Origin of the sequence: Azorhizophilus paspali (genome assembly GCF_043587585.2) — a bacterium.
Taxonomy (GTDB): Bacteria; Pseudomonadota; Gammaproteobacteria; order Pseudomonadales; family Pseudomonadaceae; genus Azotobacter; species Azotobacter paspali.
Map to the genome: position 1 here is coordinate 4,616,512 of NZ_CP171449.1, position 26,578 is coordinate 4,643,089.

Consider the following 26,578-nt stretch of genomic DNA (forward strand, 5'->3'; position numbering starts at 1 on the left):
CGGATGAGGACACAGCCATGATCAGCCAAACACTTCTCGACGATGTCGTTCGCCAGGCCGAACAGGGAGTGCTGGGCGAAAGCCTGCTCGCCAGCCTGCGCAGCGCCCATCCGGGGGTGCACTTCACCTGCTGCATGGACGACGACGTCGTGGTCAATGCCAAGCCCGTCGTCGAGCGTCCTGGCTTCAACGTCTATCTGGTCAACTCCTGCGACCACTGCTCGGTGCTGACCAACGATCTGGACTCCGCTTCCGGCATTGTCCTAGCGGAAATCATTGAGGATTGAGGTACGCATGGCCGACGATCGAGGCGACATCACCCCTATCGGCGATTGCCGGGTCTGCAGCTTCCGCATGAGCCTGCTGCTGACCGGCCGCTGTACGCCGGGCGACGCCTGCGTGGCGGTGGAGAGCGGACGGCAGATCGACCGTTTCTTCCGCAATAACCCGCACCTGGCCGTGCAGTACCTGGCCGATCCCTTCTGGGAGCGCCGCGCCATCGCCGTGCGCTATTCGCCGGTGGAGGCGCTGACCCCGTTGATTCGCGACAGCGACGAGGTGGTACGTCGGGCCGTCGCCTACCGGCTGCCCCGCGAGCAGTTGAGTGCGCTGATGTTTGACGAGGACCGCGAGGTGCGCATCACCGTGGCCGATCGCCTGCCGCTGGAGCAACTGGAGCAGATGGCCGCCGACACGGATTATCTAGTACGTGCCTATGTAGTCCAGCGTATCCCTCCGGGGCGCCTATTCCGTTTCATGCGCGACGAAGACCGCCAGGTGCGCAAGCTGGTGGCCAAGCGCCTGCCCGAGGAAAGCCTAGGTCTCATGACCCAGGACCCGGAGCCCGAAGTCCGGCGCATCGTCGCCTCGCGCCTGCGCGGCGACGATTTGCTGGAGCTGTTGCACGACCCGGATTGGACGGTACGCCTGGCCGCCGTGGAGCATGCGTCGCTGGAAGCGCTGCGTGAACTCGACGAGCCCGATCCCGAGGTCCGCCTGGCGATCGCCGGGCGGCTCGGCATCACCTGATCCCCGCGTCTGACGGGCGGAACGGTTTTGCCGGCCGCCCGCCCCCCGCGTTGTCTCTCGTACCCTTGTCACCTTTCGCCCAGCGTTGACGTGAATGCCCGATGCCGGGTGCCTGCTTGTTGCAAACCCGACAGGAAGGCGCGTTTATGACAAAGATTCCCCTCGGTAAACCCTTTTAAATCAGGCGCTTGCCTTCTGGTACAGGCATTGCAATGATCCGTTGCAACATGCTGCATCAACGACCAGAGGGGTACGCGATGAAAGCCAAGGATATTGCCGAACTGCTCGACGAGCCCGCCTGCAGTCACAATAAGAAGGAAAAGTCCGGCTGCGCGAAGCCCAAGCCGGGCGCCACCGACGGTGGCTGCTCCTTCGACGGCGCGCAGATCGCCTTGCTGCCCGTCGCCGACGTGGCGCATATCGTTCACGGGCCGATCGCCTGCGCCGGCAGTTCCTGGGACAACCGCGGCACCCGCTCCAGCGGGCCGGACCTGTACCGCATCGGCATGACCACCGATCTCACCGAGAACGACGTGATCATGGGGCGCGCCGAGAAGCGCCTGTTCCATGCCATCCGCCAGGCGGTGGAAAGCTATTCGCCGCCGGCGGTATTCGTCTACAACACCTGCGTGCCGGCGCTGATCGGCGACGACGTCGACGCGGTGTGCAAGGCCGCCACCGAGCGCTTCGGCACCCCGGTCATACCGGTCGACTCGGCCGGCTTCTACGGCACCAAGAACCTTGGTAACCGCATTGCCGGCGAGGCCATGCTCAAGTACGTGATCGGCACCCGCGAGCCCGATCCGCTGCCCGTCGGCAGCGAGCGTCCGGGCATCCGCGTGCACGACATCAACCTGATCGGCGAGTACAACATCGCTGGCGAGTTCTGGCATATCTTGCCGCTGCTCGACGAACTGGGCCTGCGGGTGCTCTGCACCCTGGCCGGCGATGCGCGCTACCGCGAAGTGCAGACCATGCACCGCGCCGAAGTGAATATGATGGTCTGCTCCAAGGCCATGCTCAATGTCGCCCGCAAGCTGCAGGAAACCTACGGCACGCCTTGGTTCGAGGGCAGCTTCTACGGCATCACCGACACTTCCCAGGCGTTGCGCGACTTCGCCCGGCTGCTCGATGATCCCGACCTGACCGCCCGCACCGAGGCGCTGATCGCGCGCGAGGAGGCCAAGGTCCGCGCTGCCCTCGAACCCTGGCGTGCGCGTCTGGAGGGCAAGCGCGTGCTGCTCTACACCGGCGGCGTGAAGTCCTGGTCGGTGGTTTCCGCCCTGCAGGACCTGGGCATGAAGGTGGTCGCCACCGGCACCAAGAAGTCCACCGAGGAAGACAAGGCACGCATCCGCGAACTGATGGGCGACGACGTCAAGATGCTCGACGAGGGCAATGCGCGGGTGCTGCTGAAGACGGTGGACGAGTACCAGGCCGATATCCTCATCGCCGGCGGACGCAACATGTACACCGCGCTCAAGGGCCGAGTGCCCTTCCTCGACATCAACCAGGAGCGCGAATTCGGCTATGCCGGCTACGACGGCATGCTGGAGCTGGTGCGTCAACTCTGCATCACCCTGGAATGCCCGGTGTGGGAGGCGGTGCGCCGCCCCGCGCCCTGGGATATCCCCGCCAGCCAGGACGCCGCGCCGAGCGCGCCGGCCCGTTCGGCGAACGCCTGAGGAGAACCGCGATGGCCGAGATCATCAATCGCAACAAGGCCCTGGCCGTCAGCCCGCTGAAGGCCAGTCAGACCATGGGCGCCGCGCTGGCCATCCTCGGTCTGGCGCGCAGCATGCCGCTCTTCCACGGCTCGCAGGGTTGCACCGCGTTCGCCAAGGTGTTCTTCGTCCGTCATTTCCGCGAGCCGGTCCCGCTGCAGACCACCGCCATGGACCAGGTCAGTTCGGTAATGGGCGCCGACGAGAACGTCGTCGAGGCGCTGAAGACCATCTGCGAACGGCAGAATCCTTCGGTCATCGGCCTGCTCACCACCGGCCTGTCGGAAACCCAAGGCTGCGACCTGCACACCGCCTTGCACGAGTTCCGTACCCAGTACCAGGAGTACAAGGATGTGCCGATCGTTCCGGTGAACACGCCGGACTTCAGCGGCTGTTTCGAGAGTGGCTTCGCCGCGGCGGTCAAGGCAATTGTCGAGACGCTGGTGCCCGAACGGCGCGATCAGGTGGGCAAGCGTCCGCGCCAGGTCAACGTGCTCTGCTCGGCCAATCTCACCCCGGGCGATCTGGAGTACATCGCCGAAAGCATCGAGAGCTTCGGTCTACGCCCCTTGCTGATCCCCGACCTCTCCGGCTCGCTCGACGGCCACTTGGACGAGAACCGCTTCAATGCCCTGACCACCGGCGGACAGAGCGTGGCCGAACTGGCCTCCGCCGGACAGAGCGTCGCCACCCTAGTGGTCGGGCAGAGCCTGGCGGGCGCGGCCGACGCTCTGGCCGAGCGCACCGGTGTGCCCGACCGGCGCTTCGGCATGCTCTACGGTCTGGATGCGGTCGATGCCTGGCTGATGGCGCTGGCCGAGATCAGCGGCAATCCGGTACCCGACCGCTACAAGCGCCAGCGCGCCCAGTTGCAGGACGCCATGCTCGACACCCACTTCATGCTCAGTTCCGCACGTACGGCCATCGCCGCCGATCCCGATCTGCTGCTCGGTTTCGATGCCCTGCTGCGCAGCATGGGCGCACACACGGTAGCCGCCGTGGTGCCGGCCCGGGCCGCCGCGCTGGTCGATTCGCCTCTGCCCTCCGTGCGGGTCGGCGACCTGGAGGACCTCGAGCATGCCGCCCGCGCCGGCCAGGCCCAACTGGTGATCGGCAACAGCCACGCCCTGGCCAGCGCCCGTCGCCTCGGTGTGCCACTGTTGCGCGCCGGCTTCCCGCAGTACGATCTGCTGGGCGGTTTCCAACGCTGCTGGTCCGGCTACCGTGGCAGCAGTCAGGCGCTGTTCGATCTGGCCAACCTGCTGGTCGAACACCACCAGGGTATCCAGCCCTATCATTCGACCTATGCGCAAAAACCGGCAACCGAACAGCCGCAATGGAGGCACTGAAGCGATGTCCAGCCAGACCCGACAATTGCAGGTATTGGATAGCGAGGACGACGGCACCCTGCTGAAGGTCGCCTTCGCCTCGTCCGGCCGCGAATTGGTCGACCAGCATTTCGGCTCCTCGCGCTCTTTCGCCATCTATGGGGTCAATCCCGAGCGCTCCCAGCTCCTTTCGGTCGTCGAGTTCGGCGAGCTGGAGCAGGACGGCAACGAGGACAAGCTGGTCAGGAAAATCAATCTGCTCGACGGTTGCGTTGCCGTGTACTGTTGCGCCTGCGGCGCCTCGGCGGTGCGCCAACTGATGGCCATCGGCGTACAGCCGATCAAGGTGAGCGAAGGCGCGCGCATCGCCGAGCTCATCGAAGCCCTCCAGGCCGAGTTGCGCGAAGGTCCTTCGGCCTGGCTGGCCAAGGCCATCCAGCGTACCCGCGGCCCCGACATGAGGCGCTTCGACGCCATGGCCGCCGAAGGCTGGGACGAATAGGTCCGACCACTTTTTCAGCGAGGAAGCGACATGTACTACGAAGAGCAACAAGAGCCCGTGGTGCAGGAAGACGACAAGTTCCTGCAGGATCCGATCATTCGCCAGATGGTGGTGCAACTGCGGGCCGTGGACAGCTACGGCACCTACGACACCTGGAGCGATGCCCGCGTGGTCGATCCGCTGGTGCTGACCAAGGAGCGCCGCAGGGCCATCCCGGTGGTCGGCGATCCGGACGAAACCACCATCTCCCGGGTCAAGGCCTACTACAACACCCTCGCTCAGTTGCTTGAGCGGGAAACCGGCCTGCTCGCCGTACCGGTGATCAACATCACCCACGAAGGTTTCGGGCGCGCTCTGATCCTGGTCGGCAAGCTGGTCGCCCTGGACAAGACTTTGCGCGATGTCCACCGTTTCGGTTTCGAATCCCTCGAGGCGCTGGTCGCCGAAGCTAACAAGCAACTGAGTAAGGCCGCAACGCTGGTCAACGAGCACCGTACGGTCGCCGAGCTCTGATCGATCGGGAGAGACACAGATGACCGAAGACGAAATCAAGGCTCTGAAGAAAGAGGTAAGCCAGAAGAAGCGCATCGCGACCGAATGGGCTTCGCAGATCCACGATCTGGTCGAGGATCGCCTGTTCAACGATTACGAATCGCTGCCGGAGCTGGCCCGCCAGGCCCGTCAGGCCTGTGTCGAGTGGGCCGAAGCCAAGGCGCGTCTCGACGCGACCGGCGCCGCCTAGCCGGGCGGCGGCTTTCGCCGCGGCACGGCGCGCCCATGCGGCGTGCCCGGACCCGGGCCCACGAAGCCCGCGGCTCCCCTACACCGGGGCCTCGTCGGCCCGAATCCTTGCAGCCCGTCCCAATCACGGGCCGCCGCCGTCCTGGCTCACGAGGCCGGGCGGTGCCCGACCCGGTCGGGTAGCGCTGATACATCCATTGAGAGCGGGCTCGCGAACCGCCTTTGTCGATTTCGACAACCATTTGGCCTCCGCATCGCAAGGTGCAGGCAGGAGAAAAAGGTAGATGGCAATGATTGTTGGGCGTACCCGTGGCGGCTTCGAGTGGATTTTGCAGTTCATCACCGCATTGAGTCCGCAGGCCCGCTCGGCTGCGCTCGCTGCTACAAGGTCTGTCCCAAACAGTGCCATAGCCACGAAGCCGCAGCAGCGGCAGCTTGAGGAGGAAGATTCATGGCCAAACCCGAGTTTCATGTCTTTATTTGCGCTCAGAACCGTCCCGCCGGCCATCCGCGCGGCAGTTGCGGCGCAAAGGGGGCCGAAGCCGTCTATAACGCATTCGCCCAGGTACTGATCCAGAAAAACCTGACCAATCGCATCGCCCTGACCACCACCGGCTGCCTCGGGCCTTGCCAGGCCGGCGCTAACGTGCTGATCTATCCCGGCGCGGTCATGTATAGCTGGGTAGAGCCTGCCGACGCCGCGATCATCGTCGAACAGCACCTGCTCGGCGGCGAACCCTACGCTGACAAGCTTACCCCTGCCGAGATCTGGTAACTGACATGGCCGATGTGCTGCTGTTCGCCGGCGAGCGTGCGTTTTTTTCCGATAACACGCCCCAGGCGTTGCGCTATCTGCTCAACAATGCCCTCTGCGCCGGGACTCCCGACGCCGTCGAGGCGTTGCTGCTGGAGGCGCGCCGGCGCTGGCCGCAGGAGCCGGACGCGCACATCGGCCTGTACAAATTCTACTTCGTCAGCAAGCGCTACGAAGAGGCCGAGGCTGCGGCTTGGGCGGCGTTGCGCGCTGCCGCCCAGGCAGCCGGCTTCGACCGCAACTATCGCCGCCTGCAACCGGGCAGCGCCGACTGGAGCCGACGCCAGGGGGCTGAGCGGTTGTATCTGTTCAGCCTCAAGGCGCTGGGCGTGATCCGCCTGCGTCGCGCCAAGGTGGCGATGGCCCGGAAAGTGCTGGAGAAACTGCTCGAACTCGATCCCGGCGATGAGATCGGCGGCGGTGCTTTCCTGCAGATCGCCCGTTCCTTCGAGGAGGATACCGCTTGACCAATGCGATGCTTGAGAAGCGTCTGGACGACGCCCGACCGCTGTTCTCGGAGATCTGGCAGGCGCTGGCCGGCAGCCTGAGCGCCGCCGGAGTCGAGCAGGGCTTGGCGGTGTCCGGTACGCCGCATACTCGCGGCGAGTTGCGCGAAGACCCTTATGATCACAGCCAGACTCTGTATGCCGAGTGGCGCACGCCGGACGGCAGCTATCTGGGCAGCGTACTGGTGCATGGAGACGGCCAGGCCTTCGCCGAATTCGACGTGTTGCTGCCGCATCCGCGCAAGCCGGAGTGGGTGATCGAAGCCGCCACGGCATGGGGTTACCGCGGTGCGCTGAAGAGCGAACTCCGTCTGCTGTCGGCGCTCGACTCATGAACGGCCTGTACGACTGGCTGCTGGAGCATGCCGCCAGCGTCACCCGCGACGACCCTGTCGAACGGGTCTGTCTCGGCCTCAGTTGGACCCTGGCGGAAGTCGGCGACAGCCTCGGTTTCGCTTTCGGCCCGCGCCAGGTGCCACGCACCCTGAGCTGGGCCGGCACCCTGGCCGGCCAGGGTGCCGAACGCCTGTACCCCTGGCTGCTGTCCTGGAACGGCGCCGAGGCGGCCGTGGGACTGGCGGTGATCAATGCCGTGGTCAATCGCGCCTCTCCCTGCCTGCGCCAGGCCCAGCCGTTGCACGGAGCCGTGCCCGGCAACCTGAGCGTTTTCGAGCATTTCCGGCCGCGCCTGGAGGGACAGAAGGTCGCGGTGATCGGCCATTATCCGGGGCTCGCGCAGCTCTGGAAGGACCTGCCGTACCGCTGCTTCGAGCGCGAGCCGCAGGAGAGCGATCTTCCCGATACGGCGGTCGAGCGGCTGTTGCCCGAGGCCGATTGGGTATTCATCACTGCCAGCAGCCTGGCCAACAAGACCCTGCCGCGCCTGCTGGAGCTGTCGTCGCACGCCCAGGTGGTGCTGATGGGGCCGAGTTTGCCGTGGATCTACGACTGGCGACGGTTTGGGGTGAATTACTTGGCGGGCGTACGGGTGCGGGATGCCCGTGCTGCACGCCAGGTGGTCGCCGAAGGAGGCGGTACCCGGCTGTTCGCCGGGCCGGTGGAATATGCCCTGTTGGGTCTGGACTCATGAACGAACAGCAAACCAGTGAAGAGTTGTCATGGCGGATTCTGCTCTGCCACAAGCATCCGGTGAGTGCGCGCCTGCGCTTTCTGATCCCGACCGGGGGCGGCGTGGTATTGCCACAGGCTCTGCCCAGGCTGGCGGTGATCGCCGAGGATCAGGAGGCGCCCGTGCAATGCCATCCGGCCAGTGCGCTGCGTGTCCTGCAGGAAACGATGGCGCTCGGCTGGCAGTTGGAACTGATCGGCGAGTTCCGTCTGAACATGGAGGTGCCGGGGCAGATCATACCGATCTATCTGGCAGCCCTGGCCGGGCATGAACTCCCGCCGCCGCCGGAGGGCACCCGCTGGATCGAGCTGACGCAGAGCATCGGCATGCCCTGGCTCGACCGCGAACTGCTGCGGCGAGTCTACGAGGAACTGATCGGGTTCGGCTGCTGAGTGTGGAGCGGTTGCCGAGGCGCTTGCGCCCCGGCGAGCGGGTTCAGGCGCGCAGCAGGGCCTTGGCCATCTTCGGCGACAACTGGTCCTCGGTGAACTGCGGCTCGTTCGGCGGATACAGCACATCCTCGATGATGCTGAAGCCGGACTCCTTGGCAAGGGCGAGGATGTCGCGGATCTTTTCGCAGGCTTTCAGTTTCTCGGCCAGAGCCGGGTCCGCCTTGGCCTTCTCGGCGAAGGTCTTGATTTCCTTGATGGACATGCACTTCTCTCTTTGCTGGTTGCTTAAACCCCGGAACGTCGAATTCGCGGGTACCGGCCATATGCAATTGGGATGCCCTTGGAAAATATTTCTTTTAAATCAATTGGTTATGCTTGATTATTTGTCACGTTGACGACAATCGCTAGTATTTCTTGGCGCAATCGCGACAGTGGTTTACTTCACTCCATCAGCGCCACCGACTTGATCTGTGCATATACCTGAAGGCCCGGCGCCAGTCCCAGTCGGTCGGCCGACAGGCGAGTTATCCGTGCCAGGATGCAGGCGTTGTCCAGGGCCAGGCGCACCATGACCCGTGCCGAATCCTGTTCGTGGAATAGGTCGGCGATACGGACGCGAAGAATGTTGAGGATGCTGCTGTTGTGCGGCGGGTCGAGGGAAAGGCTCACGTCCCGGGCGAAGATCCGTACTCGCGTCTCCGCGCCCGGAGGCAGGCGGCTCAGGGAGACGCTGAGGGTTTCGCCGGCTACCCGGACGGTACTGAGCCGGTAATGGGGGTCGTGGTGTTCCACCTGGCCGATGAGTACCACTGCGGCTTCGTCCGGATGGTTGAGCGGTAGACGCGGGTCGCTCAGCAAGTGTCCCGGCGGGCCACTGGCGAACGTCTTGCCCTTGTCCAGCAGAACCAGATGGTCGGCCAGCCGGGTGACCTCGTCCTGGTTGTGAGTGACGTAAAGCAGGGGAATCCGCAGTTGCCCGCGCAACTGTTCGAGGGCCGGCAGGATCTGCGCCCGGCTGTGACGGTCCAGGCAGGTCAGCGGGGCATCCAGCAACAGCAGGTCGGGGCTGGTCAGTAATGCGCAGGCGATCGCGACACGCTGGCGTGGGCCGTTGGGGAGCCATTCGGCGCGTTGCTCGAGCAGGTCTTCCAATCCGAACAGGGCGATCACCTCATCGAGGCCGAGGCGCCTCTGGGCGCGGGGAATGCGCCGATAGCCGAATTCGAGATTAGCCCGCACGTCCAGATGCGGGAGCAGTTCGCTGGCCTGGCGGACATAGCCCAGCGAGCGCTCGTGAGGGAGACGGAAGCAGGTGGCGTCCTGCCAGAGCTGCCCGTCGACCTGAAGGAAACCCTCGGCCCGTTCCAGCCCGGCGATGGCGCGCAACAGCATGGTTTTGCCGCTGCCGGAGCGGCCGAGCAGCACACTGATACCGTTGGCCGGCAGTTGCAGGTGGGCATCGAGCCGGAAAGCTCCCCGCTGCAGGCGCAACTGCGCTTCTATTCCCTGTTCTGGCATCTGAAATCTCCCGTGCCCAGTGGGCGGAAAAGATAAGGGAGGCAGGGCGCCAGCGGTTGCCCGGGGTAGCCTCGCGTCGGACAGGGCCACTCGTGCATGTCGCTTGCCTGCGCCTTGCGGCCCCGCTTGCGCCGGCCTTCCCAGAGGGCTTGTCGGCTAGGGCACAAGGCTGATTTATGTGTGTAGCTTTGTGTATAACCGGACAAGCGAAAATGCAATGCAACTCACTGTTTTTTCTAAATTTAACGCATTGGCAAAGTCTTTGCACTCCAGATGCTCAGCGATTATTTATATTCATTTATATATAGCGATTGCCTGTTTCCGGCCCGCCCGGTGCCGGTCCGTCATGCCGCTGCTGCAGGAGGTTCAGGATCATGCTGGAAGCAAGCTTTGCAACCGCACCGTTGCCCGACAGCTTTGCATTCGCCCGCGATGGCTTCGTCTTGCTGCGTAGCTGTCTTCCCGAAAACCTGGTCGACCGGCATGCCACCGCGGTGGCGGCCTATCGTCTACGCTGCGAGCCAGTCGTCAAGCAGCGTCAGGCTCATCCGCAGGTATTGCGCCAGCGCAATACTTTCCATCTGCAGGCGACCGGCATCCTTGGTCTGGTACTGCACGAACGGCTGCTCGCACCGCTGAACATGCTCGCCGGCGAGAGAGCCTACCTGCTCGGCATTGATGTCCTCGAGAGTGCACAGGTGTTGCTCGCTTGCAGCGCCTACGCTGGCAACGTGCCCCATCTGAGCGCGTTGATCGCCCTGCGGCCGATTCCCTTGGAGGCCGGACTCAAAGTCCAGCCGGGCAGCCACCTGGACAGTCGCCGCTCGCTGCGGCGGCTGCTGGCCGGCAACCCGGCGCTGGCCGCCCAATTGCAGCGGATGCACGAGGAGGGCGCGAGCCTGGAGCAATGGCGCCAGCTCGAGATGTGTCTGCAACGGGCGCAGGCCTGGGAGCCGTCGGCCGGGCAGGCCATGCGCCTGCTGGCCCTGCGCAAGGGGGATGTGCTGATCCAGCAGCAGGGGCTGCTCGGGGCGGCCGGGCGGGTGGAGCGCAACAGTTGCCTGATGGTTCGCTATGGCGCGGCCCAATTGCATCGTACCCCTTATTTCAGCGAGGCGGCCCTGGTCGGCGATTGACTGTCCCGAGCGTGCCGTTGCGTATTAGGCCGACAAGCCTTGTCGGAAATCAGACATTCATGGCCACAGGTATTGTTCGCTACAGCCATGGGCTACTTTGTCAAAAGACAACCTTTTGATTTTAAAGATAAAATTTTAAACATATGGCGTGGCATGCCGGTTGCAGCAATACCTTGCGACAGGTTGAGCAAGCAACTGCCAAGTTTTGTAGGAGACGAGCCGATGATTACCCTGACAGAGAGCGCCAAGAGCGCGGTTACCCGCTTCATCAGCAGCACTGGCAAGCCGATCGCCGGTTTGCGCATCCGGGTCGAGGGTGGTGGTTGTTCCGGCCTGAAATACAGCCTGAAGTTGGAAGAGGCCGGTTCGGAAGACGATCAACTGGTCGACTGCGACGGCATCACCCTGCTGATCGACAGCGCCAGCGCTCCTCTGCTCGATGGCGTGACCATGGACTTCGTGGAAAGCATGGAAGGTAGTGGTTTCACCTTCGTCAATCCGAATGCCACCAATAGTTGTGGTTGTGGCAAGTCTTTTGCTTGTTGAATAAGCAACCCTGAGGTCGCCGGCCGGGCCGGCCCCCAAAGACTCACCGGGAGATGAAGCCGACATGTGGGATTATTCGGAAAAAGTCAAAGAGCACTTCTACAACCCCAAGAATGCTGGAGCCGTGGAAGGCGCCAACGCCATCGGCGACGTCGGGTCGCTGAGTTGCGGTGATGCGCTGCGCCTGACCCTGAAGGTGGACCCGGAAACCGACGTGATTCTGGATGCCGGCTTCCAAACCTTCGGCTGTGGTTCCGCCATCGCTTCCTCCTCGGCGCTGACCGAGATGGTCAAGGGCCTGACCTTGGACGAGGCGTTGAAGATCAGTAACCAGGACATCGCCGACTACCTCGATGGCCTGCCACCGGAGAAGATGCATTGCTCGGTGATGGGCCGCGAAGCCCTGCAGGCCGCGGTGGCCAACTACCGTGGCGAAACGATCGAGGACGACCACGAAGAGGGCGCGCTGATCTGCAAGTGCTTCGCCGTCGACGAGGTGATGGTCCGCGATACCATCCGTGCCAACAAGTTGTCCAGCGTCGAAGACGTGACCAATTACACCAAGGCCGGCGGTGGCTGCTCCGCCTGCCACGAGGCTATTGAGCGCGTGCTGACCGAAGAACTGGCTGCTCGCGGTGAAGTCTTCGTCGCGGCCCCGATCAAGGCCAAGAAGAAGGTCAAGGTGCTCGCCCCCGAGCCGGCTCCCGCTCCGGTGGCCGAAGCCCCGGCGGCTGCCCCAAAACTGAGCAACCTGCAGCGCATCCGTCGCATCGAGACCGTGCTGGCGGCGATCCGTCCGACCCTACAGCGCGACAAGGGCGACGTCGAACTGATCGATGTCGACGGCAAGAACGTTTATGTCAAGCTTACCGGTGCCTGTACCGGCTGCCAGATGGCCAGCATGACCCTCGGCGGCATTCAGCAGCGCCTGATCGAGGAACTCGGCGAGTTCGTCAAGGTAATTCCGGTCAGCGCCGCGGCTCATGCGCAGATGGAGGTCTGAAATGGCTGACGTCTATCTCGATAACAACGCCACCACCCGGGTGGACGACGAAGTCGTCCAGGCCATGCTGCCGTTCTTCACCGAACAGTTCGGCAACCCCTCGTCTTTGCACAGCTTCGGCAACCAGGTCGGCCTGGCGCTGAAGAAGGCCCGCCAGAGCGTGCAGAAGCTGCTCGGTGCCGAACACGATTCGGAAATCGTCTTCACCTCCTGCGGCACCGAGTCGGACTCCACCGCGATCCTCTCGGCGCTCAAGGCCCAGCCTGAACGCAAGACCGTCATCACCACCGTGGTCGAGCACCCGGCTGTCCTCAGTCTGTGCGACTACCTCGCCAGTGAGGGCTACACCGTGCACAAGCTGCCGGTGGACAAGAAAGGCCGTCTGGATCTGGAGCATTACGCCAGCTTGCTGACCGACGATGTCGCCGTAGTATCGGTGATGTGGGCCAACAACGAGACCGGCACCCTGTTCCCGATCGAAGAGATGGCGCGCCTGGCCGACGACGCCGGCATCATGTTCCACACCGATGCCGTGCAGGCGGTGGGCAAGGTACCGATCGACCTGAAGAGTTCGTCGATCCACATGCTCTCGCTGTCGGGCCACAAGCTGCATGCGCCCAAAGGTGTCGGCGTGCTCTATCTGCGCCGCGGCACCCGCTTCCGTCCGTTGCTGCGCGGTGGTCATCAGGAGCGCGGCCGTCGTGCCGGCACCGAGAACGCCGCCTCCATCATCGGATTGGGTATCGCTGCCGAACGCGCGCTGCAGTTCATGGAGCACGAGAACACCGAGGTCAAGCGCCTGCGCGACAAGCTGGAGGCCGGTATCCTCGCCGTCGTGCCCCATGCCTTCGTCACCGGCGATCCGGACAACCGCTTGCCCAACACCGCCAACATCGCGTTCGAGTACATCGAGGGCGAGGCCATCCTGCTGCTGCTGAACAAGGTCGGCATCGCCGCCTCCAGCGGTTCGGCCTGCACCTCCGGCTCCCTGGAGCCCTCCCACGTGATGCGCGCCATGGACATTCCCTATACTGCCGCCCACGGTACCGTGCGCTTCTCCCTGTCGCGCTACACCACCGAGGAGGAGATCGACCGGGTGATCCGCGAGGTTCCGCCGATTGTGGCCCAGTTGCGCAAGCTGTCGCCCTACTGGAGCGGCAACGGTCCGGTGGAGGACCCGGGCAAGGCCTTCGCTCCGGTCTACGGCTGAGTCGCCGCCGTCCTGCGGGAGCGTATCCCGCGGGAAATCCTCCCCACCCCGCCCGAGTTGTTGGAGAAAGCCATGGCTAGCGTGATCATCGACGACACTACCCTGCGTGACGGTGAACAGAGTGCCGGGGTCGCCTTCAATGCCGACGAGAAGATCGCTATCGCCCGCGCGCTCGCCGAACTGGGCGTGCCGGAGTTGGAGATCGGCATTCCCAGCATGGGCGAGGAAGAGCGCGAGGTGATGCGCGCCATCGCCGGTCTCGGCCTGTCGTCTCGCCTGCTGGCCTGGTGCCGGCTATGCGACGTCGATCTCGCGGCGGCGCGCTCCACCGGGGTGGCCATGGTCGACCTTTCGCTGCCGGTCTCCGACCTGATGCTGCACCACAAGCTCAATCGCGATCGCGACTGGGCCTTGCGCGAAGTGGCCAGGCTGGTCGGCGAAGCGCGCATGGCCGGGCTCGAGGTGTGCCTGGGCTGCGAGGACGCCTCGCGGGCGGATCTGGAGTTCGTCGTGCAGGTGGGCGAAGTGGCGCAGGCCGCTGGTGCCCGTCGGCTGCGCTTCGCCGACACCGTCGGGGTCATGGAGCCCTTCGGCATGCTCGACCGCTTCCGTTTCCTCAGCCGGCGCCTGGACATGGAGCTGGAAGTGCACGCCCACGATGATTTCGGGCTGGCCACGGCCAACACACTGGCCGCGGTAATGGGCGGGGCGACTCACATCAACACCACGGTCAACGGGCTCGGAGAGCGTGCCGGTAACGCCGCGCTGGAGGAGTGCGTGCTGGCGCTCAAGAACCTCCACGGTATCGACACCGGTATCGATACCCGCGGCATCCCAGCCATCTCCGCGTTGGTCGAGCGGGCCTCGGGGCGCCAGGTGGCTTGGCAGAAAAGCGTGGTCGGCGCCGGGGTGTTCACTCACGAGGCTGGTATCCACGTCGACGGACTGCTCAAGCATCGGCGCAACTACGAGGGGCTGAACCCCGACGAGCTCGGTCGTAGCCACAGTTTGGTGCTGGGCAAGCATTCCGGGGCACACATGGTGCGCAACACGTACCGCGATCTGGGTATCGAGCTGGCGGACTGGCAGAGCCAGGCGTTACTCGGCCGCATTCGTGCCTTCTCCACCAGGACCAAGCGCAGCCCGCAGCCTGCCGAGCTGCAGGATTTCTATCGGCAGTTGTGCGAGCAAGGCAATCCCGAACTGGCCGCAGGAGGAATGGCATGAGTCTGCTTATGCAATGGCGTGATGACATCCGTTGCGTCTTCGAGCGCGACCCGGCGGCACGCACTACCTTCGAGGTGCTCACCACCTATCCGGGGGTGCACGCGATCATCGGTTACCGGCTGGCCAATCGCCTATGGCGTGCCGGTTGGCGCTATCCGGCTCGTCTGCTGTCGTTCGTCGCCCGCATGCTGAGCAACGTGGACATTCACCCGGGAGCGACCATCGGCGAGCGTTTCTTCATCGATCACGGCGCCTGTGTAGTGATCGGCGAAACCGCCGAGATCGGCAACGACGTGACCCTCTACCATGGCGTGACCCTTGGCGGCACCAGTTGGAACAAGGGCAAGCGCCATCCGACGCTGAAAGACGGCGTGCTGGTGGGCGCGGGAGCCAAGGTTCTCGGTCCCATCACTGTGGGCGCGGGCGCCCGGGTGGGGGCCAACTCCGTGGTGGTCCAGGATGTGCCGGACGGTTGCACTGTAGTCGGCATCCCAGGCAAGGTAGTAAAGGTGCGCGAGGCCGGCCGCCCGAATCCCTATGGCATCGACCTCGACCATCACCTGATTCCAGACCCGGTAGGTAAGGCCATCGCCTGCCTGCTGGAGCGCATCGATGCGCTGGAGAAGCGGGTCGAGGCGGGTGGGCTGGTCGCCGTCGGCAGCCAGCAGCAGTTTTACCAGGTCTGTAACTCCGACAGCAGCATTTGCGAGAACGACTGCGCCGGTGGCACCACTGCGCAGCCTCAACAATCGGCTGGCCGCCGTCGGGCCGTACCCACTCCGGTGGCCGAGTGATCGCTGGAACCACGGGGGACGACTGAGCATGGACCTGCAGGATTTCGATAGCGACAGCCTGTACTACGACGAGCCGCTCGCCCCGGAGGTGGCGGCCCGTCTGGCCGCGGCCGCCGAACAGTATGCCGAGGGTACCGCCGAGCAGCCGCTGCTCGAGGCACAGGCTCTCGCCCCGGACGATCTGACGGTGCTGGTCGGCCTGTATCGCTTCTATTTTTACCAGCACCGCTATCAGGACGCTCTGCAGATCGCCTGGCGGGTACTGGAGGTGGTCGGTCCCCGGCTGCTGCTGCCCGCGGACTGGCGCGTGATCGATGCCAGGTATCTCGCGGTGGCGTCCGAGCGGGGCATCGCGCTCCTGCGTTTCTATCTGCTGGCGCTCAAGGGCGCCGGCTATCTGAACCTGCGTCTGGGCCGGTTCGAGCAGGGTAAGGCCATGCTCGTCAAGGTCGTCGAGCTGGACACGGAAAACCGCCTGGGAGCCAGGCTGTTGTTGGACGTGCTGGCCGAACACAGCGCTGAAATCCTGATTTTCCCCATTGCGGCCAACGCGGAGATAAGACCATGACCGTGCAACCCTTTTCCCCGGATTCCGACCTGACCCTGGACGAGGCCATGGACGAGCTGGTCTCGGCCGAGGACTTCCTCGAGTTCTTCGGTGTGCCCTTCGATCAGGACGTCGTGCATGTCAACCGGCTGCACATCATGCAGCGCTACCACGACTACCTGAGCAAGGCCGGCGATCTGGACGAGCACGACGACCAAGCCCGCTACGCGGTGTTCCAGAAGCTGCTGGCGCGCGCCTATCTGGACTTCGTCGAATCCGATGCCCTGACCGAGAAGGTCTTCAAGGTGTTTCGCATGCACGAACCGCAGAAGACCTTCGTTTCCATCGACCAGCTGTTGAGCTGAGCTTAAGAGGGGAGGCGCCATGCTGCCGCAGTTTGAATATGGTGATGAGGTTCGCCTGATTCGCAACGTGCGTAACGACGGCACCTATCCGGGCATGAATACCGGCGCCCTGCTGATGCGCCGTGGCGCGGTGGGTTGCGTCTATGACGTTGGTACTTATCTGCAGGATCAATTGATCTACCGCGTGCACTTCCTCAACGAAGGACGCACCATTGGCTGCCGCGAGGAGGAGCTGATCCTCGCCTCGGCTCCCTGGATTCCCAACCTCTTCGAGTTCCGCGACGATGTGATCGCCACCCGCAGTCTTGCCGTGCGCGGCCAGGTGCTGGTGAAGCGCGGTCAGCTCGGCAGCATCATGAAGGTGTTGCGCGACGAGCCCGAGCTCGGCATCCAGTACCATGTCCATTTCGGCGAAGGTCTGGTATTGCAGGTGCCCGAGCAAAGCCTGGCGATGGCCGACTCCACGGCGGCCATCGAGGAGGTGCTCGATGGCATCTGAGCGTCTGGCCGACGGCGACAGCCGCTATTACCTGCTGAAGATCGCCCACGAGCAGTTCGGCTGCGCGCCCAGCGAGCTCAGCGAGGAGCAGCTCCAGCAGGCCGACCGCATCATCGGCCGGCAGAGGCATATCGAGGACGCCGTGTTGCTTAGCCCCGATGCGGTCGGTGTGGTGATCCCGCCCTCCCAGATCGAAGAGGCCTGGGCGCACATCGCCAGCCGCTACGAGAGTCCCGAGGCACTACAGCAAGCCCTCGACGCGCAGGCGCTGGATGCCGCCGGCATGCGCGCTATGCTGGCCCGAGAGCTCAGGGTCGAGGCCGTTCTCGACTGCGTCTGCGCCGGCCTGCCGGAGATCAGCGACACCGATGTGAGCCTCTACTACTTCAACCACGTCGAGCAATTCAAGGTGCCTGCCCGGCACAAGGTCCGGCACATCCTGGTCACCATCAACGAGGATTTTCCGGAAAACACCCGCGAGACCGCTCGGACGCGCATCGAGACTATCCTCAAGCGGTTGCGCGGCAAGCCGGAGCGCTTTGCCGAGCAGGCGATGAAGCACTCCGAATGTCCTACGGCGATGCAGGGTGGATTGCTCGGCGAGGTGGTCCCGGGAACTCTTTATCCTGAACTGGACGCCTGCCTGTTCCAGATGGCGCGGGGAGAGCTGAGTCCGGTGCTGGAATCGCCGATCGGTTTTCACGTGCTGTACTGCGAAAGCGTGAGCCCCGCCCGGCAGCTCACCCTCGAGGAGATCCTGCCGCGTCTGCGCGATAGGCTGCAGCTCCGGCAGCGCAAGGCGTATCAGCGCAAATGGCTGGAAAGCCTGCTCCAACAAAACGCTACTTTGGAGAACCTCGCCCATGGATAAAACGGAAAAACCCTGCTGCTCGTTCTGCGGCGCGGAGAAGAGCCCGACCGTTCCGCTAATCGCCGGCAACGATGGGCGAATCTGCGAAGCCTGCGTCAAGCTTGCCCATCAGGTGGTCAGCAGTTGGGGGCAGCGGCGCAAGAACCAGCAGTTGGCTCCGCAGCTACGCACCCCTATGGAATACAAGAAGCACCTGGACGAGTCGGTGATCGGTCAGGAGGCAGCCAAGGAGACCCTGTCGGTCGCGGTCTACAACCACTACCTGCGCTTGCTCAACTGCGATCGCGAACCGGTCTGCCAACTGGGCGAGCAGGTCGAACTGGAGAAGTCCAACATCCTCATGGCCGGCCCTTCGGGTACCGGCAAGACCCTGCTGGTGCGTACCTTGGCACGCATTCTCGGGGTTCCCTTTGCCATGGCCGATGCCACCACCCTGACCCAGGCCGGCTATGTCGGCGATGACGTCGACAGCATCATCACCCGTCTGCTCGATGCGGCCGGCGGCGACGTACAGCAGGCGCAGTGGGGCATCGTCTATATCGACGAGGTGGACAAGTTGGCCAAGCGTAGCGGGGGCGGCACGGCGGTACGCGACATCTCCGGCGAAGGGGTACAGCAGGCTCTGTTGAAGATGGTCGAAGGCACCGAGGTGCGCATCAGCAAGTCCGGGCGACGCAACGAGCATAGCGAGGAACAGGTGGTGGACACCCGCAACATCCTGTTCATCGCCGGCGGTGCCTTCCCCGGATTGGAAGCACTGGTCTCGAGCCGCATCCAGCCGAAGAACACCGGTATCGGTTTCCATGCCCAGCCGCGTCAGGAGGCCCCTTCGATCAACGAACTGATGGCCTCGCTGCTACCGGACGACCTGCACGAGTTCGGCCTGATTCCGGAATTCATCGGTCGTTTCCCGATCATCACCTTCCTGCAGGAACTCGACCACACCACCCTGCTGCGTATCCTCACCGAGCCGCGCAATGCACTGGTCAAACAGTACAAGCAGTTGTTCGCCTATCAAGGCGTCGAGCTGGTGATCACCGATGCGGCCCTCAACTACATCGCCGACCAGGCGCTGATTCGCAAGACCGGTGCCCGTGGATTGCGCGCTGTACTGGAAGCCGCTCTACAGCAGACCATGTTCAACATGCCCTCGCAGTCACAACTGCGCGGTTGTACGCTGGATCTGATCGAGCGTGACGATGGTGGCCGCTCATTGGAGGTTCTGACTCGACTGGCCGAGGATGGCAGCGGACGGATTCAGCCCGATCCATCTCCAGCGGTGGAGGAAAGATCCGCGCTGTCGGCCGACCTTTGAGGAGGTCGTAAAGAACTGTTATAAAAACGATAAGGCCTGCTTACCCACCCCATTCTTATCGTTGCATTTGCGACAGGATTTTTTATTGTCATAAAAATTCTTTTAAATCAATAAGTTGGTAAATATGTTGGGGGTTTGGGGAGCGGTCTACTTTTTGCTGTTAATCACCGGCCAGCCAGGTGTACAAGCTCGGACTGGTGCTCCGACCACGAATCTCATGCATGTAGCCAGAGGTTAAGTTATGGCCAAGATTGGACTCTTCTTCGGTAGCAACACTGGTAAAACCCGCAAAGTCGCCAAGTCGATCAAGAAGCGTTTCGACGACGAAACCATGTCCGATGCGCTGAACGTCAACCGTGTTTCCGCGGAAGACTTCGCCCAGTACCAATTCCTGATTCTGGGTACTCCGACCTTTGGCGACGGTGAACTCCCCGGTCTGTCCTCCGACTGCGAAAACGAAAGCTGGGAAGAATTCCTGCCGAAGATCGAGGGTCTGGATTTCAGCGGCAAGACCGTGGCGCTGTTCGGCCTGGGCGATCAGGTTGGCTATCCCGAGAATTACTTGGATGCCCTGGGCGAACTGTATTTCTTCTTCAAGGATCGTGGAGCCAAGATCGTAGGCTCCTGGCCGACCGACGGCTACGAGTTCGAAAGCTCCGAGGCCGTAGTTGACGGCAAGTTCGTCGGCCTGGCGCTGGATCTGGACAATCAGAGCGGCAAGACCGATGAGCGCGTTGCTGCCTGGCTGGCACAGATAGCTCCCGAGTTCGGGCTGTCTTTGTAAAAGGCGATCCCGGTCATGCGGTCTCCTCTGCATGGCCGGGTGACTTGACATGTTCTTTTCATTTCCCTTGCGGATCTCGCCGCTGGGCGCACACTCTCTCGCAAGGCATGATCGATGCCGATGGCCGGATCTCTTGCGCTTTGTTTCATCGTCTCTTGTTATATGCTGTCGCTGTGCGGACAGCCCGCACGACTCATCTTCTGTCCGACAAATCGGCTCTGTCGGCGATGCCTTGCCTTGCCTTGAGGCCGAGGTCAAGGGAAAGAAATGCGCCAGGCCTGCCCGGATGGGAGTACGGACAGACCCGGCGACTTAAACGGGTCACTCAGTGATAGCTGATGTTGGAGTCGGCCTGCGCGGTAGCTTCGCGGTAGGCGCGGTTGCCACGGATCTCGACCGTCTCGCCAATGGCTAGTTCGTCATTGGGCGCGCGTAATACCTTTTCCTCGCCGCCAGCCGTGCCGGCCTTGTAGGCTCGCTCGCTGATGCCGGAGGCATCTTGTGCCTCGCCACCGAGCAGGGCGCCGACACCTGCACCGACCAAAATGCCGAGCGGGCCACCGATGGCGCCGATCATCATGCCGCTCATGCCACCGACCGACTTGCCGGAAGTCTGGTCCTTGGTTTCCTCGAGGACTTCGGCGGCATGCAGACTACCTGTAGCTATCAAGGCGAGAGCCAGAGCCAGGGTGCCGAGCTTTTTCATGGCGAATCCTCCGAGGAAGTCTTCAACAGTCTTTGATCTTTATCCACGAAGCGTGCCAAGAATAATTATTCATTAAAATCAATTGGTTACTCTCTTTGACGGGCAAGGCGAGCGATAAAGTGTGGTGATGCCGACAAAATATTGTCTGGTTTCATACAGAAATATGCGATTTTGTTGATTAGGGTCAAGAAAGCCTGCATGGTTTTATGATTGGGATGCTTGTTTGGAGCCGGTCGTGGCGGGACAAGGTGTGCGGCATTCGGGGCTTCCGAGATCGTGGCCGGGCACTGGAAATTCAACGGTGTGCCTTTCAGCATGGAGATGCATGCACGAAGATCATTGTTGGCGACGAGCTTCGAGCCGTTCGCTGTCGATGCGGATCGGTGCGCCTGGGCTTGCTACGCTCGGGGAAGGTCCGGCGGCCGTCGCTGAGATTCTCGCAGGAGGGTTCGAGATAACGGGTATCGTTGGGCGGCGCCATAGTCGTGGATACCCTGCTGGTAAGGGATGCCCTCGATTCGGGGTTGGTAGCAGATGTCGAAGCTGCCTTCGGGACAGTGCTCGTTGAAGTTCATCTCCACCTGTTGGCTGGGCAAGGCTAGCGACAGGAATAGCGGGCGCATGGAGAGTTTCAGCGAGAGGACTCCCAACGCCTAACATGACATGCCAACTTGTCTCCTCCGAGCTTTCTGCCGCGATGGGCTTCCCGCTCCGCGCAAAAAGCCTCACCATGCCGCCAATGCTGAAGAACATTCCCACCCACCTGATCTCCGGCCTCCTCGGGGCGGGCAAGACCAGCCTGATCCGCCAGTTGCTGGCACAGAAGCCGGCCACCGAGCGCTGGGCGGTGCTGATCAACGAATTCGGCCGGATCGGCCTGGATGCCGCCCTGCTGGATAGTGGCACAGAGGGCGTCACTTTCGCCGAAGTCGCCGGTGGCTGCCTCTGCTGTGTCAACGGTGTCCCCTTTCAGGTTGCTCTAGCGCGGCTGCTGCGCAAGGCCCGTCCCGACCGCCTGCTGATCGAACCTTCTGGACTCGGTCATCCGGTAGGGCTGTGGGATCGGCTCATGGCCCCTCCTTGGCTTGAAGTGCTGGCACTGCAGCCTGCTGTGCTGGTTTTGGATGCTGCCGACTTGGCTGCCGGTGCGGCACTGCCGTCGACCCAGGCGGAGATGTTGGCCATGGCCGGGCTGTTGGTCCTGAACAAGGCGGAGTCGCTGGATGGGGCGGCCCGTGCGCAATTGGCAGAAAGGTTGCCGCAGCGTCCGTTGTACTGGACCAGCCAGGGAGCGTTGCCTCTGGAGCTGTTACCGGAGCTGGCCGTCCGCATGGACGAGGGCGTCGGGCTTCCGGGTGCTGAATTGCCGGCTGCGGCTGCGGCGCTGGGAGAGGTCTGGCTAGATCCGCGGCTTCCGATCTGTGTCAGCCAGGCGCAGGCCGAGGGCTGGAGCATCGGCTGGCGTTGGCATACTAGTCAACGTTTCGCGCTGACACGCATCCGGCATTGGCTGTCCGGTCTGCATTGGCGGCGTGCCAAGCTGGTTCTGCATACCGAGGACGGCTGGCTGTCCGGCAACGCGCTGGATCGCCAGCCGATCCGCTGGCAGCCCAGCGAATGGCGCAAGGATTCGCGGCTCGAGTTGATTTTCTCCGAAGCGCAGGACGAGAAAGCGCTCAAGGCCGCAATGGAAGCCTGTCGTCTGCCCAGTTGAAGGCTGGCCCGGAATCCCGCTCCACTCCTGCGGGCACATTTTTCTTTCGGCATCTGTTCCGGTGACATGCTCTGGTGTGCCCGAGTCCTGGCATCATGGCTCATGTGCTGCCAAGCAGTCGGTGTCGGTTCGTGCCAGTACGGTCCGGAGAGGGTTGTGGTGAAGCCGATTTTTACCGCACAAGGGCTGGAGTGGAGCAGCCAGGCACTGTATGGGGTATCAGTAATGGTGCTGCTTGTGCGAAGGATGTTCGCGGCGCCATTGGTCGAGCTGGATCACTTCGGCGGACTGGCGAGAGGGGGGCAGTGGCGCGGGAAAAAGATGGGCACCCAGTTCGATGCGGGCGACATGGCGGCCAAACATGACAATGCTGCCGTTATAGCGCTGTTCGCCGTTGACGGTGAATTCAAAATCGTAGATGCGGGCCATGCGTCGATGGTTGCGGGCATCGGGGTGCAGGCCGAAACGGCGCAGAGCGACGTTGTCGTCGAGCAAGTCGACACCTGCTTTCGCGCAGTGTTGCCTGACTGCGGCCAGGGCCCGCTCACGCAGACCGTGGGTATGCCACAGCCAGGCACCAATGCCGGCCAGCAGCAACAGAATGGACAGGTTGGCGAGAGTCAACATGATTTATTGTTGTTTTACCTGTGACGTCGAGCCCAGCTTAGTCGATCGGCCGGTCGACGCCTGTGCATTCGTCGTTCGAGTTAAGAGGAAGCCAAAGCCGCCTTGTTCTTGATCTCCCTGTAGCGCGCTTCCAGTTCCTGGCGCAACTCGCGACGTCGCTTGGCTTGTTCGTAGCGACGTATTTCCTGTTCCGTGGTGGGCTGTAGCGGCGGCACATGAGTGGGCTTGCGATTTTCATCGAGGGCCACCATGGTGAAGAAACTACTATTGGTGTGGCGTACGGTGCGTTCACGGATGTTCTCGGTGACGACCCGGATGCCGATTTCCATGGATGTGCTGCCAGTATAGTTGACCGAGGCGAGGAAGGTTACCAACTCACCGACGTGGACCGGCTGGCGAAAGATCACCTGGTCCACCGAGAGCGTTACCGCATAGCTGCCGGCATAACGGCTGGCACAGGCGTAAGCTACCTCATCGAGCAGCTTGAGCAACGTACCGCCATGCACGTTGCCGGAGAAGTTGGCCATGTCCGGCGTCATCAGCACGGTCATTGTCAACTGGGCGTTACCATATTCCATCAGAGGCCTCCTCGTAGCCTAATGTTGGGTGAGACGTAATGCCGCAACGATAACCGAATTGAGCGGATTTGCCTGCAGCTAATTGCCATGCACGGATAAAATATACCGCCCAAGCGTCTGGAACCATCGTTCTAGAATGTCGCCGTTCTATTCATCGACCCAAAAGCGCAGCACGCCGATCAACTGGCCGGCCTCGGTTTGCACGCGAACCTCCCAGCGACCTAGGCTGTCCGCGGGAAAATGCCGCTTGTGACTCCAGGCACGATAGCCTTCTTGGCGGCCGCCCCAGATTTCCAGAGAGACGCGGTCCACTTCCCGGCCGGCATGCCGCCAGATATGGTAGATGCGTTCGTTCAGCCCACGCGGGGCGTGGATCGCGGTGTAGGCATAGAGGCCCCCGGCCTGCAAGCGGGCAAGTTCGATGCGCTTGAGGTTGGCGCCGGGCTTACGGGTGCGTCCGTCGATTTCCTGAGTCACCGCCACTGTGTTCAACCATAGGGTGGCCGGTGGCACCCAGGTACGAGCCCACCAGCCGGCACCACCGAGGGCGGCAAGCAGGCTGATCAACAGCAGTCGACGCCGCCAGCTCTGCCCGTTCAATGCGCCGAGCAGGCTGGGGAAAGCCAGCAGCATAGTGCAGGCCAGGGCTAGCCGGTAGCTTTGCGGCGTCGCCAAGTGGTAGATCAGTGGCAAGGTGGTGAGCAGCACGGCGAACAGGGTCAGGCAATGGAAGGCCATGAATGCCCAGCGCCGCGGTGCCAGCCAGCGGTAGTACAGCGGGTCGGTGATCGATACCAGTGCAGCCAGACCGAGCAGGAGGGTGAAGGCGGCCTGGCCGCTGTTCCAGGTGGTAGTGGTGAAGAAGAAGGGCAGGACGAAGAATAGGCTTTCCTGGTGAACCATCTGCGTCGCGTAGCGCAGCAGCGGCGGGGGCAGTTCCAGTCCGAGCCAGCGGCTCAGGCTGCGGGTCAGCAGGTTTTCCAGCAACAGCCAGGTCCAGCTCACCAGCATTACGACGGCGATGATGCTGGCCAGACTCTCCTTGCGTTCGACCAGGAAGAAGCTGGCGAGGCCGGATGCGAAGCCGAACAGGGCGAGCAAGCGGGGATAGCGGCTGGCCAGGGCGATCAGCGGCTGGAGACGGATTTTCCAGAACTGCATGACGACATCATCGGAACAGGGAGGACAATTCTAGCGGTAAGAAATGCATGAATCATGCCCTTTTGGCCGCCTGCGGCGACCGGCTGGCATACTCCGCTCTCAGCCCGTCGCCGAACCTCCCGCCGGTCTATTTGCCGCATCGTCGGTCAATAGACGGCGCAGTTCGTCGTCCTGTCGGCCGTGTCCGGGTCTTTCGTCCGGGCAGTCGGTGTTCTGGGCCTCGGCCTCCAGCACCACATAGGCGCTGCAGCAGAACAGCGAATTGAGGCGCTTCATGTCTTCCAGCAACTCCAGATGGGCCGAGCCGACTTCGGTGCTGTGCAGGGGCTGGCGATGCAGGCGATCGACATGGGCGTGCGCCAGATTGCGCTCCAGGGCGCGGAAACGGCGCTTCTGGCGTAGCAGTTGGCGCGCGCTGCGCGAGTCGCCGGAAAGGAACACGCTCAATCCCAGGCGCAGATTGGCCAGAAGTTCGCCATGCAGCTCCGTCAGCTCTTCCTGATCGGGACGGGTGACGCTGCGCCGCTCGGCCCTGTGCTGCATCTTGGCGAGGATGTAGCCGGCTTGGCGCAGATTGACCGCCAGTTCGATGATCTCCGCCCAGCGGCGGTCTTCCGCGTCGCCTAGCGACTGACGTGGCAACTTGACCAGGTACAGCTTCACCGCTCCGTAGAGCCTGTCCAGCTCGTCTTCGAGGCGGCGGATCTCGCGGCCCGCCTCGACCCGATGTCCTAGCAGCACATCCTGTAGATGATCGAGCATCTGCTCGACCAGATCGCCGATGCGCAGGGTTTCGCGTACCGCATTGGCCAGCGCCAGGGTCGGCGTCGGCAAGGCCTCCAGATCGAGATAGCGCGGCTGGGCCGTACCGTTTCTTTCCGTTATCCGTTCCGGTAACAGCCGGGTGCACAGGTGCGCCATCGGCGCGACGCTGGGCAGTAGTAGTAGGCAGCGCAGGCTATTGTAGGCCAGATGGAAGCCGATCACTTGGTCCTGCAGGCTGAGCGGCAGCGTTCGCATCCAGGCCGTCAGCGGATCGAGCAGCGGTAGCACTAGTAGTCCGAGCAGCTTGTACAGCAGGTTGCCGAGAGCGACCCGTCGGCCGGCAGCGGCATGCAGGCTGCTATTTAGGTAGGCGAGCATGCCGCTGCCGATGTTGGCGCCGATCACCAAGCCGATGGCCTGTGGCAAGTCGATCGGTCCGGCACCGGCCAGGGTGGCGGTGAGCAGCACCGTGGCCAGGCTGGAATAGGTGAGCATGGCGAACAGGGCGCCGATCATCGCGGCCAGCAGCGGGTCGCCGGTTAGCGAGGCGAACAACAGGCCCAGCCCTTGGGCATGGGTGATGGGTTCGCTGGCCACGACGATCAGTTCGAGGGCGAGCATGATCAGGCCGAGGCCGATCGCTACCCGGCCGAGCTGGCCGGCACGGCTCCTCTTCTGGGCGAGGAACAGGCTGATGCCGCACAGCAGCAGCAGCGGCGACAGCCAGGATAGATCCAGGGTCAGCACCCGTGCCATCAAGGCCGTGCCGACATCCGCACCCAGCATGGCCGCCAGTGCCGGAGTTAGCGCCATCAGCCCCTCGGCGACGAAGGCACTGGCCAGCATGGCGGTGGCGTTGCTGCTTTGCACCAGTGCGGTGACGCCCATGCCGGTGAGGAAAGCCAGGGATGGCCGGCGCATGCTGTGGCTAAGCAACTGGCGCAGTTGCAGGCCATAGACGCGCAGGATGCCGGTACGAACGATATGTGTGCCCCACACCAGTAGGGCGATGGCTGACAGCAGGTGAAGCAGCGTTAGCATGCCGGG

At 63.1% G+C, this 26,578-nt stretch carries 32 protein-coding genes; 25 read left to right on the top strand and 7 right to left on the bottom strand.

All coding sequences use genetic code 11. From position 1 onward, the window contains the following. The first annotated feature begins 17 nt into the window (after positions 1-17). The 12 genes from ACGI6K_RS22315 (at position 18) to ACGI6K_RS22370 (ending at position 8,165) form a co-directional block, all read left to right on the top strand. Positions 18-287 (top strand): DUF6129 family protein, encoded by a 270-nt coding sequence (locus tag ACGI6K_RS22315; protein WP_012698836.1) that lies wholly within the window; start codon positions 18-20, stop codon positions 285-287. Positions 288-294: 7 nt separating this feature from the next. Next, positions 295-1,029: a 4Fe4S-binding leucine-rich repeat protein gene (locus tag ACGI6K_RS22320; protein ID WP_376947725.1), complete on the top strand. Its 735-nt coding sequence runs from the start codon at positions 295-297 to the stop codon at positions 1,027-1,029. Between the two features lie 257 nt (positions 1,030-1,286). Then, positions 1,287-2,714 (top strand): nitrogenase iron-molybdenum cofactor biosynthesis protein NifE, encoded by a 1,428-nt coding sequence (gene nifE / locus ACGI6K_RS22325; RefSeq protein WP_376947723.1) that lies wholly within the window; start codon positions 1,287-1,289, stop codon positions 2,712-2,714. 11 nt (positions 2,715-2,725) lie between these two features. Beyond that, positions 2,726-4,102 carry a nitrogenase iron-molybdenum cofactor biosynthesis protein NifN gene (nifN, locus tag ACGI6K_RS22330; RefSeq protein ID WP_376947721.1) on the top strand — a complete coding sequence of 459 codons (1,377 nt, stop codon included), beginning with the start codon at positions 2,726-2,728 and terminating at the stop codon, positions 4,100-4,102. Positions 4,103-4,106: 4 nt separating this feature from the next. Further along, positions 4,107-4,583 (top strand): NifB/NifX family molybdenum-iron cluster-binding protein, encoded by a 477-nt coding sequence (locus ACGI6K_RS22335; RefSeq protein WP_376947719.1) that lies wholly within the window; start codon positions 4,107-4,109, stop codon positions 4,581-4,583. A 30-nt stretch (positions 4,584-4,613) separates the two neighbouring features. Beyond that, positions 4,614-5,096, top strand: a complete 483-nt coding sequence (locus ACGI6K_RS22340; protein ID WP_376947717.1) for a NifX-associated nitrogen fixation protein — start codon at positions 4,614-4,616, stop codon at positions 5,094-5,096. A gap of 19 nt (positions 5,097-5,115) precedes the next feature. Next, positions 5,116-5,325, top strand: a complete 210-nt coding sequence (locus tag ACGI6K_RS22345) for a CCE_0567 family metalloprotein (RefSeq protein WP_012698842.1) — start codon at positions 5,116-5,118, stop codon at positions 5,323-5,325. Positions 5,326-5,775: 450 nt separating this feature from the next. After that, on the top strand, positions 5,776-6,099 hold the full coding sequence (locus tag ACGI6K_RS22350; protein WP_376947715.1) for a 2Fe-2S ferredoxin: 324 nt from the start codon (positions 5,776-5,778) through the stop codon (positions 6,097-6,099). 5 nt (positions 6,100-6,104) lie between these two features. Continuing rightward, complete coding sequence (locus tag ACGI6K_RS22355; RefSeq protein WP_376947713.1) at positions 6,105-6,605, top strand: hypothetical protein; 501 nt, start codon at positions 6,105-6,107, stop codon at positions 6,603-6,605. Next, positions 6,602-6,979: a hypothetical protein gene (locus ACGI6K_RS22360; protein ID WP_376947711.1), complete on the top strand. Its 378-nt coding sequence runs from the start codon at positions 6,602-6,604 to the stop codon at positions 6,977-6,979. Before ACGI6K_RS22355 ends, ACGI6K_RS22360 begins: the two co-directional genes overlap by 4 nt. Continuing rightward, a complete protein-coding gene (locus ACGI6K_RS22365) occupies positions 6,976-7,734 on the top strand; it encodes a Rossmann-like domain-containing protein (protein ID WP_376947709.1) in 759 nt (252 codons plus the stop codon). The genes ACGI6K_RS22360 and ACGI6K_RS22365 overlap by 4 nt, the downstream gene beginning before the upstream one ends. Further along, positions 7,731-8,165 carry a hypothetical protein gene (locus tag ACGI6K_RS22370; protein WP_376947707.1) on the top strand — a complete coding sequence of 145 codons (435 nt, stop codon included), beginning with the start codon at positions 7,731-7,733 and terminating at the stop codon, positions 8,163-8,165. Before ACGI6K_RS22365 ends, ACGI6K_RS22370 begins: the two co-directional genes overlap by 4 nt. Positions 8,166-8,208: 43 nt before the next feature. Here the strand turns inward: ACGI6K_RS22370 and ACGI6K_RS22375 are convergent, their stop codons facing one another. Both ACGI6K_RS22375 and modC read right to left on the bottom strand, forming a co-directional pair. Next, complete coding sequence (locus tag ACGI6K_RS22375; RefSeq protein ID WP_012698849.1) at positions 8,209-8,427, bottom strand: Nif11-like leader peptide family natural product precursor; 219 nt, start codon at positions 8,425-8,427, stop codon at positions 8,209-8,211. Positions 8,428-8,606: 179 nt separating this feature from the next. Continuing rightward, positions 8,607-9,683, bottom strand: coding sequence for a molybdenum ABC transporter ATP-binding protein (gene modC, locus ACGI6K_RS22380; protein ID WP_376947705.1), 1,077 nt, complete (start codon positions 9,681-9,683; stop codon positions 8,607-8,609). A gap of 374 nt (positions 9,684-10,057) precedes the next feature. Here modC and ACGI6K_RS22385 point away from each other — a divergent pair, with 374 nt between their 5' ends. From ACGI6K_RS22385 to ACGI6K_RS22440, 12 genes are all read left to right on the top strand, one after another. Further along, positions 10,058-10,819, top strand: a complete 762-nt coding sequence (locus ACGI6K_RS22385) for a hypothetical protein (RefSeq protein WP_376947703.1) — start codon at positions 10,058-10,060, stop codon at positions 10,817-10,819. 222 nt (positions 10,820-11,041) lie between these two features. After that, positions 11,042-11,365: a HesB/IscA family protein gene (locus tag ACGI6K_RS22390; RefSeq protein WP_376947701.1), complete on the top strand. Its 324-nt coding sequence runs from the start codon at positions 11,042-11,044 to the stop codon at positions 11,363-11,365. 64 nt (positions 11,366-11,429) lie between these two features. Then, entirely contained in the window at positions 11,430-12,368 is a 939-nt protein-coding gene (nifU, locus tag ACGI6K_RS22395) for a Fe-S cluster assembly protein NifU (protein ID WP_376947699.1), read from the top strand. Position 12,369: 1 nt separating this feature from the next. Continuing rightward, positions 12,370-13,578 carry a cysteine desulfurase NifS gene (gene nifS, locus ACGI6K_RS22400; protein WP_376947697.1) on the top strand — a complete coding sequence of 403 codons (1,209 nt, stop codon included), beginning with the start codon at positions 12,370-12,372 and terminating at the stop codon, positions 13,576-13,578. Positions 13,579-13,650: 72 nt separating this feature from the next. Further along, on the top strand, positions 13,651-14,805 hold the full coding sequence (gene nifV / locus ACGI6K_RS22405; RefSeq protein WP_376947695.1) for a homocitrate synthase: 1,155 nt from the start codon (positions 13,651-13,653) through the stop codon (positions 14,803-14,805). Further along, the gene (cysE, locus tag ACGI6K_RS22410) at positions 14,802-15,599 is read left to right on the top strand and encodes a serine O-acetyltransferase (RefSeq protein WP_376947693.1); all 798 of its coding nucleotides are present in this window, start codon (positions 14,802-14,804) and stop codon (positions 15,597-15,599) included. The genes nifV and cysE overlap by 4 nt, the downstream gene beginning before the upstream one ends. A gap of 28 nt (positions 15,600-15,627) precedes the next feature. Further along, positions 15,628-16,167 (top strand): hypothetical protein, encoded by a 540-nt coding sequence (locus ACGI6K_RS22415; protein WP_376947691.1) that lies wholly within the window; start codon positions 15,628-15,630, stop codon positions 16,165-16,167. Continuing rightward, complete coding sequence (gene nifW, locus ACGI6K_RS22420; protein ID WP_012698858.1) at positions 16,164-16,511, top strand: nitrogenase-stabilizing/protective protein NifW; 348 nt, start codon at positions 16,164-16,166, stop codon at positions 16,509-16,511. The genes ACGI6K_RS22415 and nifW overlap by 4 nt, the downstream gene beginning before the upstream one ends. Before the next feature lie 19 nt (positions 16,512-16,530). Next, positions 16,531-17,010 (top strand): nitrogen fixation protein NifZ, encoded by a 480-nt coding sequence (locus tag ACGI6K_RS22425; protein WP_376947689.1) that lies wholly within the window; start codon positions 16,531-16,533, stop codon positions 17,008-17,010. Beyond that, the gene (gene nifM / locus ACGI6K_RS22430) at positions 17,000-17,881 is read left to right on the top strand and encodes a nitrogen fixation protein NifM (RefSeq protein ID WP_376947687.1); all 882 of its coding nucleotides are present in this window, start codon (positions 17,000-17,002) and stop codon (positions 17,879-17,881) included. The genes ACGI6K_RS22425 and nifM overlap by 11 nt, the downstream gene beginning before the upstream one ends. Beyond that, positions 17,874-19,196, top strand: coding sequence for an ATP-dependent Clp protease ATP-binding subunit ClpX (gene clpX / locus ACGI6K_RS22435; RefSeq protein ID WP_376947685.1), 1,323 nt, complete (start codon positions 17,874-17,876; stop codon positions 19,194-19,196). The genes nifM and clpX overlap by 8 nt, the downstream gene beginning before the upstream one ends. Positions 19,197-19,437: 241 nt before the next feature. Continuing rightward, positions 19,438-19,980, top strand: a complete 543-nt coding sequence (locus tag ACGI6K_RS22440) for a flavodoxin (RefSeq protein WP_376947683.1) — start codon at positions 19,438-19,440, stop codon at positions 19,978-19,980. A gap of 325 nt (positions 19,981-20,305) precedes the next feature. Here ACGI6K_RS22440 and ACGI6K_RS22445 read toward each other — a convergent pair whose 3' ends face one another. Then, positions 20,306-20,686: a hypothetical protein gene (locus ACGI6K_RS22445; protein WP_376947681.1), complete on the bottom strand. Its 381-nt coding sequence runs from the start codon at positions 20,684-20,686 to the stop codon at positions 20,306-20,308. A 739-nt stretch (positions 20,687-21,425) separates the two neighbouring features. On the opposite strand from ACGI6K_RS22445, the gene ACGI6K_RS22450 reads away from it, so the two are divergent. Further along, entirely contained in the window at positions 21,426-22,400 is a 975-nt protein-coding gene (locus tag ACGI6K_RS22450; RefSeq protein WP_376947755.1) for a CobW family GTP-binding protein, read from the top strand. 219 nt (positions 22,401-22,619) lie between these two features. On the opposite strand, the gene ACGI6K_RS22455 is transcribed toward ACGI6K_RS22450, so the two are convergent. The 4 genes from ACGI6K_RS22455 to ACGI6K_RS22470 form a co-directional block, all read right to left on the bottom strand. After that, positions 22,620-23,027, bottom strand: a complete 408-nt coding sequence (locus ACGI6K_RS22455; RefSeq protein WP_376947679.1) for a DUF3301 domain-containing protein — start codon at positions 23,025-23,027, stop codon at positions 22,620-22,622. An 80-nt stretch (positions 23,028-23,107) separates the two neighbouring features. Then, on the bottom strand, positions 23,108-23,605 hold the full coding sequence (locus ACGI6K_RS22460; RefSeq protein WP_376947677.1) for an acyl-CoA thioesterase: 498 nt from the start codon (positions 23,603-23,605) through the stop codon (positions 23,108-23,110). Positions 23,606-23,752: 147 nt separating this feature from the next. Further along, positions 23,753-24,766 (bottom strand): DUF5924 family protein, encoded by a 1,014-nt coding sequence (locus ACGI6K_RS22465; RefSeq protein ID WP_376947675.1) that lies wholly within the window; start codon positions 24,764-24,766, stop codon positions 23,753-23,755. Positions 24,767-24,865: 99 nt separating this feature from the next. After that, on the bottom strand, positions 24,866-26,572 hold the full coding sequence (locus ACGI6K_RS22470; RefSeq protein ID WP_376947673.1) for a Na/Pi cotransporter family protein: 1,707 nt from the start codon (positions 26,570-26,572) through the stop codon (positions 24,866-24,868). Positions 26,573-26,578 lie beyond the last annotated feature (6 nt).